Below are 13,313 nucleotides of genomic sequence, written 5' to 3' on the forward strand. Positions count from 1 at the left end.
CCACTGTTGCCTGGGAGTGCGGGAATGGTTTAATTTGGCTAATTAATCATCATGGTGCGGTTTAACTGCTGAAGAGGCAGCTTTTCAGCCTAAATGCGCATTCTGTTACGTAAAATTCCGTAAATGGGTGGCATTGCGCGGGTCAGCTCTCTAGAATCAAAGCGCTTTTCCGTTGTTCGCATCCTACAGAAAGGAACCGTTAATGTTTAAACGTACTTTAGTGACCTTCATTGCACTTTGTTCCCTTAGCGCCGTGGCCCCCGCAGCTTTTGCTGCCGGTGAGCCTCATGTGTTGTTAACGACGTCGGTGGGGAATATTGAGTTGGAACTCAATAGCCAGAAGGCCCCGGTTTCAACACAAAACTTCGTTGATTATGTTAACAACGGCTACTACAACAACACTATTTTTCACCGTGTTATCCCTGGTTTTATGGTTCAAGGTGGTGGTTTTACTGCTGACTTCAAACAGAAAACTGCTAAAACACCAATCAAGAATGAAGCGGATAACGGCCTGCGCAACCTGCGTGGCACCATCTCTATGGCCCGTACTGCTGATAAAGACAGTGCTACCAGCCAGTTTTTCCTGAATGTGGCAGATAATGCCTTCCTTGACCACGGCCAACGTGACTTCGGTTATGCGGTGTTCGGTAAAGTGGTTAAAGGGATGGATGTGGTAGAGAAGATCTCCCAGGTTCAGACCGAAAATGTCGGCCCGTATCAGAATGTGCCGGTCAAACCTATCACTATCCTGTCAGCGAAAGTTTTACCTTAATCGCTGGTTACCAGCCTTCACGCTAAACCTCGAAGGCTGGTTTACAACCAATCTGTCTTTTGCTTGCTGCCCACCTGCAACGCCACGTTCTTTGGGTAACAGTCGCATTGCTGTCATAAATTAATCCGTTTGCCCGAATCGGGTGCTTATAATCAATTATCTGTCTCTAACGTAAACGTGATGGGGTGAAGGTTTATGAGTGAAACATTGCTTATCGCGAAGGTGCCGCCGGCACAGGATTTAGTGATTTTATCGGCTCTGGCTAACCGTCATGGCTTGATTACTGGCGCGACCGGCACTGGTAAAACAGTCACCCTGCAAAAAATGGCTGAGCAATTTTCCCGTATTGGTGTGCCGGTATTTCTCGCCGATGTGAAAGGGGATTTATCTGGCATTGGGGCGGAAGGGGTTGATTCGGAAAAACTTCAAACCCGACTGGCAGCGATAGGTGTTACGGATTGGCAGCCACAAGCTTGCCCGATTGTGCCGTGGGATATCTTCGCTGAAAAGGGTCATCCGATCCGTGCCACTATTTCCGATCTTGGCCCGCTGCTGCTAGGGCGTCTGCTTGATCTGAATGACGTGCAAAGTGGTGTGTTGCAACTGGTATTCAAAATTGCCGATGACAACAACCTGCTGCTGCTTGATATGAAAGACTTGCGGGCTATCGTGCAATATGTTGGTGACAACGCGAAACAGTTCCGTACGCAATACGGCAACATCACGCCGGCCTCAATTGGTGCTATCCAGCGTGGTTTACTGGCTTTGGAAGAGCAAGGTGCCAATCAATTCTTTGGCGAGCCGATGCTGGATATTCACGATTTAATGCAAATCGACAGCCATGGGCAGGGAGTTATCAATCTGTTAGCGGCTGATCGGTTAATTAATCAGCCCAAACTGTATGCGATTTTTCTGTTGTGGTTGCTGGCAGAACTTTTCGAGCAACTTCCTGAAGTGGGTGATGTTGATAAACCTAAGCTGGTGTTTTTCTTTGATGAAGCCCATCTGTTGTTCAGTGATGCGCCAACGGCGCTGGTGGATAAAGTTGAACAGGTGGTCCGGCTGATTCGCTCGAAAGGGGTCGGCATCTATTTTGTGACGCAAAATCCATTAGATATTCCCGATAAAATCCTCGGCCAATTGGGCAACCGGGTACAGCATGCCCTGCGTGCCTTTACCCCAAGGGATCAAAAAGCAGTTAAAGCCGCAGCTCAGACTATGCGCGCGAATCCGGCATTCAGTGCCGAACAGGTGATTACCGAATTGGGGGTTGGCGAGGCACTCATCTCTTTCCTTGATGAGAAAGGGCGGCCTAATGTGGTCGAGCGGGGTATGGTTATCGCACCACAATCAAAAATGGGCGCATTGGATGCGGCAGCGCGTAATCACGCTATCAATCATTCCCCACTGTATGGCCGTTATGAAGAGGGGGTGGATCGCGAGTCTGCTTATGAGAAATTATCTGCGGGTGGATTCTCTACCATGGGGGATGCAGCGGCCGGAGGGGGGGCGGCTTCTCAGCCGTCAACCGATCAGCAGGGTAGCGCGGGCGGTGGTTTGATGGATGGGCTGAATGATCTACTGTTTGGCTCTACCGGCCCGCGCGGTGGCAAACGTGATGGTATCGTCCAGACGGCAGCCAAGAGCATGGCGCGGGACTTGGGACGACAAATTTTGCGTGGTGTCCTGGGGTCAATTACCGGTGGGCGTAAGCGTTAACCTGATTTTTTTGGATATGAAATGCTGCTATTGATCGATAATTACGATTCGTTTACTTACAACCTCTACCAGTATTTTTGTGAATTGGGGGCTGAGGTGGTGGTTAAACGTAATGATGAGGTACAACTCGCTGATATTGAAAAGTTATCACCCTCACATTTGGTGATTTCGCCTGGTCCTTGCACGCCCAATGAGGCCGGAATTTCTTTAGCTGCCATCAGCCATTTTGCCGGAAAATTACCGATACTGGGTGTTTGCCTGGGGCATCAGGCACTAGGGCAGGCTTTTGGCGCACGCGTAGTGCGAGCGCGGCAAGTGATGCACGGTAAAACCACGGCTATTTGCCATAATGGTCAGGGGGTTTTTCGGGGGCTTAACCAACCGCTGACCGTGACCCGTTATCACTCTTTGGTGATTGCGACCGACTCATTGCCAGACTGTTTTGAACTGACCGCCTGGACCGAACATGAGGGAGTGATGGATGAGATTATGGGTATCCGTCATCGCACCTTGCCATTGGAGGGAGTGCAGTTCCATCCTGAGAGTATCCTCAGCGAGCAAGGTCATCAATTATTAGATAATTTCCTTAAAAATTAGCTGGTTGAGTTGTATTTATTATTTAATTGTTTTTTTGTTTGCCTGATTGTGATTTTTTATGCATATTTTGTGATTATATTTTCACATACCAATAATTGGTAACTCAATGGATTATACCCAAAGTAATTGGAGTTGCAGGTAGGCAGCCCGCAAACGAATCCCGATGAGCTTACACAGTCAAGTGATTCGGGTGACAAATCTGTCGGGAACAGATTTGAACGCTGCGTGCAGCTAACAACCCTGTAGCTTCAAGTGCGAAGGGGATATCAGGGTGGACAGTATAATGGCGGATAAGTTAGCAGTAACTCGCAGTACATTCGATCAGGTTATTTTGCCTGTTTATGCACCAGCACAGTTCATTCCGGTAAAAGGGAAGGGCAGCCGAGTGTGGGATCAACAAGGCAAGGAATATATTGATTTTGCTGGTGGGATCGCGGTTACTGCTCTGGGGCATTGCCACCCGGCGCTGGTAGCGGCATTGCATCAGCAAGGTGAGACGTTATGGCATACCAGTAACGTTTTCACTAATGAGCCTGCGCTGCGTTTGGCGCAAAAACTGATTGATGCCACCTTTGCGGATCGCGTGTTTTTTGCCAACTCGGGTGGCGAGGCAAATGAAGCGGCCTTTAAGCTGGCCCGTCATTATGCCATTGAGCGTCATAGCCCCTATAAGACTAAAATCATTGCTTTCCATAATGCTTTCCATGGCCGCACCTTGTTTACTGTATCGGTGGGGGGGCAGCCCAAGTATTCCGATGGTTTTGGCCCGAAACCTGCTGATATCATCCATGTGCCGTTTAATGATCTGGCTGCGGTGAAAGCCGTTATGGATGATCATACTTGTGCGGTGGTGCTCGAACCCATTCAGGGAGAAGGGGGGTTAACCTCTGCGACGCCTGAATTTCTACAAGGGGTGCGGGCTTTATGTGATCAGCATGATGCGCTGCTGGTATTTGACGAAGTACAAAGCGGTATGGGGCGTAGCGGCAAGCTGTTTACCTATATGCATTATGGTGTGACGCCAGATATTCTGACCACGGCGAAAGCCTTAGGTGGTGGTTTCCCTATCAGTGCGATGCTAACCACGGAAGAAATTGCGTCGGTAATGGCGGTGGGAACTCACGGCACCACCTATGGGGGCAATCCTCTGGCCTGTGCCGTCGCTGAGGCTGCTCTGGATGTGATTAATACCCCTGAGGTACTTAATGGTATTGAACAGCGCCACAGCCTGTTTGTGCAGGCTCTGCAAGAGATCAATAACAAGTATCACCTGTTTGGCGATATCCGTGGCATGGGGTTATTGATTGGTGCCGAGTTAACGCCGCAATACCATGGCCGTGCGCGCGAGTTGCTGATGGCTGCGGCGGCTAATGGCTTGATGGTCCTCAATGCCGGGCCAAATGTGTTGCGGTTAGCCCCTTCATTAGTGGTGGAGCTGGATGATATCAAACAAGGAATGGCGCGGTTAGAGCAAGCCATCGCCAGTCTGGTCCAGGGTTAACTCAATTATGGAGAGGTATTTTGCCTCTCCATTGCTATACATGCTCCCGCAATCTCCGACTGCGCCAAATACCGTGATGGGGTTGTTGTTGCCAAGCCATGGCAGACACCGTATGCATCACGCTTAAGTGTGACAAAACCCGGCGTAAATTACGTTCCAGTTCAGAAATTTGTGTATCCGGTGTGACATCCGGCATCTGCACGAAATCGTTATTCCCCTCGCTGTTGTCTGACTCCAGCCGTTGCTGGCATTGCTGAATGGCTATCTCACAGAGTTGTAAATAATCCGCCGCCAGTTCGACGCTGAGCTGAATGTGATGTTTACCTGGTACTGAACTCCCCAAGGGATAAGCCCGCGTCAGGATAGTCATCTCATTGATATGCCCAACAATCAACTCACTGTGAGTGGCCCATAATCGCATATCTGCCAAATATTTTGAGTTGAACCCCGGCTCTTGCATCGCCTGATTTAAGGAACTTAACACGGTGTTACTGGCCTTATTTACTGCAATGCGTTCATAGGCCAGTTGGTTGATATCAGGCTCAGGCGTCAGCAGCAAGCGCAAAATCTTCTGATACGCCTCTAGCGCCTGATGGGCATTCTTACGCAGTAAACCGCTCTGCCACTGAGGCCACAGCCATAAGGCGCTGGCAAAGGCCAATGCGCAGCCAATTAAGGTATCCAGCAATCGCGGAACCAAGAAGTCAGCGCCTTCTCCGGTCAATAATTGCAAGATATAGACTGCGGTTATGGTTCTGCCAACAACAGATAGCCCGTAGTTTTTACGTTGAACCAGATAAGCGGCAAGGGTAATGAGCAGCATAATGCCAAGGGTGGCACCCTCTGGCATTGGCAGATGCAATAGGCCAGCGGCCAATATCAGCCCTATCAAGGTGCCGAGTGCACGGTGATGGATTCGTACCTTGGTGGCGTTATAACCGTTCTGCGTTACCAGCATCACAGTAAGCAAAATCCAATAAGGTTTGGGTAGATGAATTAAGTTACCGATATAGCTACCTGCTGCCAGTGTTACGCCCAGACGAGCGGCTTCCCGCAGTGCACCTGATTTGAACGACAGATAGCTGATCAACGCCGGCCAGAAAGGTTGTGGTTGTTGGCTGGACATCAGGTCACGGTCATACAGTGGTCGCCGGTCACTCAATAGCTGGGTCACGTGGCTGATATGGTAGTAGTAGAATTGTGCGACCGGGTTGTCTGGGTGTGCCTGTGCGATGCTTGCCAGTTCTGTCAGACCATCATCGGCAGTGAAATGCTCATCAGTATGGTGGTGATAGAGAATGTCGTTGGCGATGCTGCGCATTTGAGCTGAGATTTTCTGGCAATTACGGCGCATCACGCTCTCAATCTGTGTCTGCTCCATTAACTCTTGTGCTTTTTCCGGCTGAATCAAGGCTGCAGTAATATGCTCTTGCAAATCGAGAGCCATTTGGAACAATCCCAACAACCGTTTCTGCTCTTTCTTCGTGGTGTTATGAATCAGATTAAATTGCTGATAAAGCTGATTAATCTTGTCCATAATCGCCTGTTGTCTGTCCAGCAGCGGCGGTATCGATTTTTCCGGCTCAAGGTGCTGAGCAAATAGGCTGTATTTGGTGTCACAATAATCGGCTAGTAAGCGATAAAGCTGACTCAAAGGTTCGCGAATCGGTTGATCCTTGCAGAGTCGGAACCATAACCCGTTAAACACCCCATACCACAGTGTCCCTACGGCACACAGCAACGGGGCTTGCCAGATCGGCGCGCGGCCCACCATGCTGAGGCTGAAAATAGCAGCAATCAGTGCCGCGGGTAACAAATGGCCATTCAACTGGCTAATCGCCCCACTCACCCCCAGAACTAATGCCAGGCTGAGCATGACGGCAGGCAACGGAATATCCCATAGCAGCAGTTGCTGGGTTAGGAAGCTACTCACAGTAAACAGCGCGCCGCCGACCAGCAGACGCCGGAAAAAATGTTGGTGTGGTGTATCCAGTGAGGCAATGTTGCAACAGGCGGGTATCAGAGAAAACATCAAGCCCAGCCGAAGTTCGCCGAGAGCGAACCCTAATGCTGCGGGCAGACAGAGAACCAATGTTTGGCGTAGTGCGTAATTAACTTCAGGATGATAAATAAGCCGTTGCCATTTCATAAAGGCCCCAGAAATTTATAGATCACAAAAGATTAAAAAACTGATGCCGACAGTATCGGCACCAGTTTAGGGGGAATTAACGGGTGCCGTAGACGACAATCGTTTTACCGTGTGCGGAGATCAGGTTTTGATCTTCCAGCATTTTTAGTATCCGCCCCACGGTTTCGCGGGAGCAGCCAACTATCTGACCAATTTCCTGGCGGGTAATTTTAATCTGCATCCCATCTGGGTGGGTCATGGCATCAGGTTGTTTTGCCAGATTAAGCAGCGTTTGTGCAATACGCCCAGTCACATCAAGGAAAGCAAGGTTGCCCACTTTCTCAGATGTAATCTGTAAGCGACTCGCCATCTGTGAAGATAGGCGCATTAAAATATCTGGATTGACCTGAATCAGCTGACGGAATTTTTTGTAAGAAATTTCAGCCACTTCACAGGCGGTTTTTGCTCTAACCCAGGCGCTACGTTCTTGGCCTTCTTCAAATAATCCAAGTTCGCCGATGAAATCTCCCTGATTTAGATAGGAGAGAATCATCTCTTTACCTTCCTCATCTTTAATAAGCACCGCAACGGAGCCTTTCACGATGTAGTAAAGTGTTTCGGCCTTTTCACCTTGGTGAATCAGCGTACTCTTCGATGGATATTTGTGGATATGGCAATGAGACAGGAACCATTCGAGAGTCGGGTCTGTTTGTGGCTTGCCGAGAACCATTCGCTGTTATCCTCTGTTGTTATCGCTGCCTAACATAACAGGGCTCAGAGTTCCCTGTACGGCGTGCTTATAAAATACACTTTCTCGTAGCATATTAATTTGCTCAACTGCCGAAAGGTATAGCCAAGATACGTACCGGGTAGAAACCCTCCACTGAGTATTGAGAAGCTACCCTATTTAATTCTAGAAACAACACTTTCGGTTCTGTTTGTAGCACAGGATGAAGCCAGTGTCTTGTGTTGTATCGCTTCAGCATGATGAACATCGGGTTACATTGCCAGTTTGTAAATGAAAGGGTAGTCTGGATCAGAAAATTTAACCGGGAGCAAGAGTTATGCAGGCACGTGTAAAGTGGGTTGAGGGGCTGACATTTTTGGGTGAATCGGCATCAGGTCATCAGGTGTTGATGGACGGTAATGCTGGAGACAAAGCACCGAGTCCGATGGAAATGTTGTTAATGTCAGCAGGCGGCTGTAGCGCGATTGATGTGGTCTCTATTTTACAAAAAGGCCGCAATGATGTGCGTGATTGCGAAGTGACATTAACCTCGCAGCGTCGCGAAGAGGCACCGCGTCTGTTTACGCAAATCAACCTGCATTTTATTGTCAGCGGCAAAGGTCTGACCGACAAAATTGTGGAACGAGCCGTTGAGTTGTCAGCAGAAAAATATTGCTCCGTCTCACTGATGTTGGGTAAAGCGGCGACTATTACCCACAGTTTTGAGATCCGTGACATCGCCTAAGCAAACCCTTCGTACTTGAAGCTGCAGGGTTGTTAGCTGCGTTCGCTCACCCGAATCAGTTACTTATGTAAGCTCATCGGGATGAGTTCGTTTGCCGCCTACCTGCAGCTCCAATTACTTTGGGTTGGGATAGCGCCAAATTATTTTTCTCTCTCCAGCAATTGCTATACTGCAACGCCAAGAACGAAGGCGATTAACTGATTTTCTTCCCTTCCAACAACTGCTGCACTAGCGGCGCCATAATCAGCTCCATTGCCAGCCCCATTTTTCCGCCGGGTACCACCAATGTATTGATATTCGAGATAAATGATCCTTGCAACATCGCCAGTAAGTAAGGGAAATCAATTTGATCCAAACCCCGGAAATGAATAACCACAAAGCTTTCATCCAGTGACGGAATCGCTTTGGCAGCAAACGGATTTGATGTGTCAACGGTTGGAACGCGCTGGAAGTTGATATGAGTGCGTGAGAACTGCGGCGTAATGTAGTTGATATAATCATCCATGGAGCGCACTACGGAATCCATCACCGCTTCACGCGAATGGCCGCGTTCGCCGGTATCGCGTACTAATTTCTGAATCCACTCCAGATTGACGATAGGTACCACGCCCACCAACAGATCGACGTGTTTCGCCACATCATGATGTTCAGTCACCACGCCGCCATGCAGCCCTTCATAAAACAGCACGTCGGTGGGTTGTGGCAATGCTTCCCACGGGGTAAACGTGCCGGGAATTTGGTTGTATGGCACCGCTTCATCATAGGTATGTAAATACTTACGTGAACGGCCAGTGCCGTGTTCACCGTATTCCGACACACTTTGCTCCAACTGGCCAAAGTCATTGGCTTCGGGGCCAAAATAGCTGATATGTCGGCCTTGATCTCGTGCTTTACGGATGGCTGCATCCATCTCAGGGCGGGTATAGCGATGGAAACTGTCACCTTCAATTTGCGCTGCGCGAATATTCAATTGCTGAAAGATCTTACGGAATGCCAGGCTGGTGGTGGTTGTCCCTGCGCCACTTGAGCCGGTAACGGCTATAACCGGATGTTTAGTCGACATATTAGCTGTAACTCCATGGGGGTTAGATCTTCAGTGACCGGGCTGCAATCGCCTGTTTTTTATCGTTGATGATTATTTTTAGGGCAAAGTGGCGGGCTTGTCACCCTGTTTCAGTCAATGTCTTCGTAACAGCGGAAGGACTATTGCTGCTCTTCTGCTCCGGCGCGAAATGCGCTGCGCGGCATAATATTGATGGTTTCATGTAATTCGGACCACACCAATATGGCTTCACCGCTGATCAACTGGCGGCGTACATCCTCGACTTTTTGCGCTAATGAGCGCTCATGCTCGCCGTAATCGGTACCTTCACGTAACACAAAGGCTTCAAGTAAGTTATCCAGTGTTTCACCGTCAACTTGCTGCCAGGGAACTATCATTGCTGTTGCTCCAGATAAGGGGAAAGCCAGGCCGGAATACGTTGTTCCAGCCACATTTGTGGGTGTTTCAATGAGCCACCGACAAAACCAACGTGACCGCCATGTTCGGTTAACTGATAGTCAATATTGGCCGGTAACTCGCTGAGATCCGGGATAACTTCAGCCGTCATAAACGGATCATCTTTGGCATGAATGATCAGCAGCGGAGTCGTAATCTGCGGCAATAGCGGCAGGGCGCTGCAACGGCGATAATAATCAACTGCATCATTAAAACCATGAATTTTAGCAGTAATGACATCATCAAAATCTCTGATTCGCCGCAACCCTTTCAATTGAGCCAGATCCAAAGGCAGACTTCCGGGGTAATGCAAAAGCTTACGCGTGGCATTTAACTTTAGTTGGCCCAGTAAATAATGCTGATAGACCCGGGAGAAACCTTGCTCCATACGATTAGCACAGGGTTCAAGCATCAGTGGTGCTGACACCACCACTGCGGCCTGCAACAGGCTATCTTGGCCTTGCTCTGCCAAATACATCGCCAGCATATTGCCACCCAAAGAGACCCCGACGGCGGCGGTTGGCACCTGGCCATAGCGCTCTCGCAGCCAGCGGAGAAAGAAGCGAGCATCTTCTGTTTCACCGGAGTGATAAATGCGTGACTTACGATTTGGCTCTCCACTGCATCCACGAAAATGCATCACCACACCGAGCCAGCCTTTGGCTTGCCATGCACTTAATAACCCATGGGCATAAGGGCTGTAAAAATTACCTTCCAAACCGTGGAAGAGTACGACTCTGGGTTTATCTCTTGCCAGCTCGGGATTTTCACTCCAGGCCAGATCGACAAAATCGCCATCAGGCAGTTCCAGCCGTTGCCAGAACGGTTGCAATTGCACATGCCGTCTGACCAATCGTGGCAACAGTGTTTGTAGATGTGGATTACTGGCTCCGGCCAGTGGGCGAAATAATTCATGCATATAGTGAATGGAAATCATGTTGTTGCTCTTGTGTGATCAATAACACACTGTTAGCTTCATGGGTATATCGCGCATCATTTTGGGTGAGAGGCACCCGTCTCATGGAACTGAGTTTATTTCTTTCAATGGTAGGCTTTCTTTGGGTTGCAGCTATTACCCCCGGTCCAAACAATATGTTGTTAACCTCTGCGGGGGCTAACTTCGGCTTTATGCGTTCTATCTGGCTGATGTTAGGTATTATGTTAGGCATGCAGAGCATGTTGCTGTTGGTGGCTTTTGGTGTCGGCGGCCTGATTCTTATCTACCCCTCCCTCCATCTGGTTCTGAAAATTTTGGGTAGCCTATATCTGCTATGGCTGGCATGGAAAATTGCCACTTCTGCCTATGAGAAATTGGAAACCAATGTCGCACCGCCAAAACCGTTGCGCTTGTATCAGGGCTGGTTATTGCAGTTCCTTAATCCCAAAGCCTGGTTGATGGGACTCGGGTCAGTCGCCAGCTTCAGTATGACCGGGGCCGCCTATAATCATTCTATCGTAATGATAAGCCTTGGTATGTTTATGGTGAACCTGGTGGCCGGTATCATTTGGTTGGGTTTTGGTACTTTGATTGGGCGCTTGTTACGCAGCCGCCGCGCCTGGTTTAGCTTTAATATCTCGATGGGCTTACTGACGGCAGCCTGTGTGTTATTGATTTGGCATTAATCAGTGGAGCTAATTGATGGCCTATAACTATTTTCATGTTGATGCATTTGTTGGCGCAGGGTTATCCGGTAACCCGGCAGGGGTGTATCTGCTGAAGAAACCGTTGTCGGCCGCAGAGATGCAAAGTATCGCGGCCGAGATTAATTTACCGGAAACCAGTTTTGTCTGGGATGAAGGGGATAAATCGGCGATCCGCTGGTTTACCCCGGAACGTGAAGTCGACTTATGTGGACACGGCACATTGGCGGCGGCGCATGTGATGTTCAGCATCGTTAATCCTGGCTTGCATGATATCTGTTTTCGCAGTGCCAGCGGTGACTTGTACGTCAAGCGCGATGGCGATAACTTCGGCCGACTGTCGCTGGATTTCCCTTCATTACCGCCCGACCAAATCGCTATCGCGGCAGAGTTGAGTGCATTGCTTGGCAGCAACATTCAGCAGGTATGGCAGGCAAAATCTCTGTTGGTGGTGCTGGAAAACGAGCAGCAGGTACGGCAGTTACAACCCTATATTGTTGCGCTGATTGCCTATACCGGTTGTGGGGTGATTGTGACCGCGCCGGGTGATGAAGTGGATTTTGTTTCGCGTTACTTTACCCTTGGCTGCAATGAAGATCCGGTTACCGGCTCAGCCCATTGTACCTTAATGCCCTATTGGGTCGCGCGACTGGGAAGGTCATCACTGCACGCCCGGCAGATATCAGCACGCGGTGGCGAATTATTCTGCACCTTAGCCGGTGATCGTACTTTAATTGCCGGTGATGCTCGCATTTTTATGAAAGGCCAAATAGATCTTTAAGTTAACTGCATAGACAATTCCTTCAGATTTTTCTTATCACCAAAAGGAATAAAGAATATTCTTTTATTCCTTTTGTCGTATTACTCCTTCGGGTAACACTGTCATCTCAGAGCGCCCGGTGCGCTCAGGGTCGCAGCAATAGCGAATGACACAGTTAACCCAGCGGAGTGAACCATGGCGATAACCTTATCTTCTGCAAGTCTTACCGCCGCAATACGCGGCTTTTTACGGCCAGGTGGTGCACTGTTAGCTCTGTCGCTGGTTGCTGCCAGTGCACATGCTGTCGATGTGACGGTGGCTTATCAAACTTCCGCAGAACCGGCAAAAGTCGCGCAAGCGGATAACAGCTTTGCCAAGTTGTCCGGTGCCAATGTGGATTGGCGCAAGTTTGACAGCGGCTCTAGCGTTGTGCGGGCATTGGCCTCGGGTGATGTGCAAATTGGTAATATCGGCTCCAGCCCATTAGCCGTTGCTGCCAGCCAGAAGGTGCCAATTGAGGTCTTCCTACTGGCGTCACAACTGGGGAGTTCAGAGGCGCTGGTGGTGAAGAAAGACATTAAAACCCCACAAGATTTAATTGGTAAACGTATTGCCGTGCCGTTTATCTCCACGACACATTACAGTCTGCTGGCAGCCCTGAAACATTGGGGAATTAAGCCGGATCAGGTCACTATCCTCAACTTGCAGCCACCTGCTATCGCCGCCGCTTGGCAGCGGGGTGACATTGATGGCGCTTATGTTTGGGCTCCTGCCGTTAACGAATTAGCCAAAACCGGCACCGTCCTGACTGATTCTGCCCAAGTAGGTCAATGGGGCGCGCCAACCCTGGATGTCTGGGTGGTGCGCAAAGATTTCGCCAAAGCCCATCCTGAGGTGGTCACCGCCTTCGCCCGCAGTGCATTGGCCGCCCAAGGTGCTTATCTGGCCCAACCAGAACAATGGCTGAAAAATCAGCAGTATCTGGGGCAGCTTTCGCGCTTAAGTGGTGTCCCTACCGATCAAGTGCCGGAGCTGGTGAAGGGCAATACTTATTTGCCTGTCGCTGAGCAGATAACGCAACTGGGTCAACCAGTGGATCAGGCCATCCGCGATACTGCCGCGTTCCTGAAAGAGCAAGGCAAAATCCCGCAAATTGCCAGCGATTATAGTGATTTCGTCACTGACCGCTTTGTGAAAGCAGTGCAGGCCACACCGCAGTCCTAGG

13 protein-coding genes are annotated in these 13,313 nt (G+C 49.6%); 8 read left to right on the forward strand and 5 right to left on the reverse strand.

Going from position 1 to position 13,313, the window contains the following annotated elements; translation table 11 throughout:
- Positions 1-202 precede the first annotated feature (202 nt).
- The 4 genes from ppiA (at position 203) to argD (ending at position 4,589) form a co-directional block, all read left to right on the forward strand.
- Positions 203-772 carry a peptidylprolyl isomerase A gene (gene ppiA, locus V1952_RS00180; RefSeq protein ID WP_083161196.1) on the forward strand — a complete coding sequence of 190 codons (570 nt, stop codon included), beginning with the start codon at positions 203-205 and terminating at the stop codon, positions 770-772.
- 195 nt (positions 773-967) lie between these two features.
- A complete protein-coding gene (locus tag V1952_RS00185; RefSeq protein WP_420074194.1) occupies positions 968-2,491 on the forward strand; it encodes a helicase HerA-like domain-containing protein in 1,524 nt (507 codons plus the stop codon).
- 21 nt (positions 2,492-2,512) lie between these two features.
- On the forward strand, positions 2,513-3,088 hold the full coding sequence (locus V1952_RS00190; RefSeq protein WP_420070869.1) for an aminodeoxychorismate synthase component II: 576 nt from the start codon (positions 2,513-2,515) through the stop codon (positions 3,086-3,088).
- A gap of 283 nt (positions 3,089-3,371) precedes the next feature.
- A complete protein-coding gene (gene argD / locus V1952_RS00195) occupies positions 3,372-4,589 on the forward strand; it encodes a bifunctional acetylornithine/succinyldiaminopimelate transaminase (protein ID WP_420074195.1) in 1,218 nt (405 codons plus the stop codon).
- Between the two features lie 34 nt (positions 4,590-4,623).
- Here argD and V1952_RS00200 read toward each other — a convergent pair whose 3' ends face one another.
- On the reverse strand, positions 4,624-6,738 hold the full coding sequence (locus V1952_RS00200) for a YccS/YhfK family putative transporter (RefSeq protein WP_420070868.1): 2,115 nt from the start codon (positions 6,736-6,738) through the stop codon (positions 4,624-4,626).
- Positions 6,739-6,814: 76 nt separating this feature from the next.
- Entirely contained in the window at positions 6,815-7,447 is a 633-nt protein-coding gene (gene crp / locus V1952_RS00205) for a cAMP-activated global transcriptional regulator CRP (RefSeq protein ID WP_005186183.1), read from the reverse strand.
- A 334-nt stretch (positions 7,448-7,781) separates the two neighbouring features.
- On the opposite strand from crp, the gene V1952_RS00210 reads away from it, so the two are divergent.
- Positions 7,782-8,189: an OsmC family protein gene (locus tag V1952_RS00210; RefSeq protein ID WP_004391459.1), complete on the forward strand. Its 408-nt coding sequence runs from the start codon at positions 7,782-7,784 to the stop codon at positions 8,187-8,189.
- 193 nt (positions 8,190-8,382) lie between these two features.
- On the opposite strand, the gene V1952_RS00215 is transcribed toward V1952_RS00210, so the two are convergent.
- The 3 genes from V1952_RS00215 to V1952_RS00225 form a co-directional block, all read right to left on the reverse strand.
- Positions 8,383-9,252 carry a phosphoribulokinase gene (locus V1952_RS00215; protein ID WP_372560338.1) on the reverse strand — a complete coding sequence of 290 codons (870 nt, stop codon included), beginning with the start codon at positions 9,250-9,252 and terminating at the stop codon, positions 8,383-8,385.
- 140 nt (positions 9,253-9,392) lie between these two features.
- On the reverse strand, positions 9,393-9,629 hold the full coding sequence (locus V1952_RS00220) for a YheU family protein (RefSeq protein WP_032906589.1): 237 nt from the start codon (positions 9,627-9,629) through the stop codon (positions 9,393-9,395).
- On the reverse strand, positions 9,626-10,606 hold the full coding sequence (locus V1952_RS00225; protein WP_372560689.1) for a hydrolase: 981 nt from the start codon (positions 10,604-10,606) through the stop codon (positions 9,626-9,628). Before V1952_RS00225 ends, V1952_RS00220 begins: the two co-directional genes overlap by 4 nt.
- A 101-nt stretch (positions 10,607-10,707) precedes the next feature.
- Between V1952_RS00225 and V1952_RS00230 the strand changes: the two genes are divergently transcribed.
- From V1952_RS00230 to tauA, 3 genes are all read left to right on the forward strand, one after another.
- The gene (locus tag V1952_RS00230; protein WP_032906591.1) at positions 10,708-11,310 is read left to right on the forward strand and encodes a LysE family translocator; all 603 of its coding nucleotides are present in this window, start codon (positions 10,708-10,710) and stop codon (positions 11,308-11,310) included.
- A 16-nt stretch (positions 11,311-11,326) separates the two neighbouring features.
- On the forward strand, positions 11,327-12,109 hold the full coding sequence (locus V1952_RS00235) for a PhzF family phenazine biosynthesis protein (protein WP_420074196.1): 783 nt from the start codon (positions 11,327-11,329) through the stop codon (positions 12,107-12,109).
- A 174-nt stretch (positions 12,110-12,283) separates the two neighbouring features.
- Entirely contained in the window at positions 12,284-13,312 is a 1,029-nt protein-coding gene (tauA, locus tag V1952_RS00240; protein WP_102970493.1) for a taurine ABC transporter substrate-binding protein, read from the forward strand.
- Position 13,313: the final 1 nt, after the last annotated feature.

Origin of the sequence: Yersinia sp. 2542 StPb PI (assembly GCF_048593855.1) — a bacterium.
GTDB lineage: Bacteria > Pseudomonadota > Gammaproteobacteria > Enterobacterales > Enterobacteriaceae > Yersinia > Yersinia enterocolitica_E.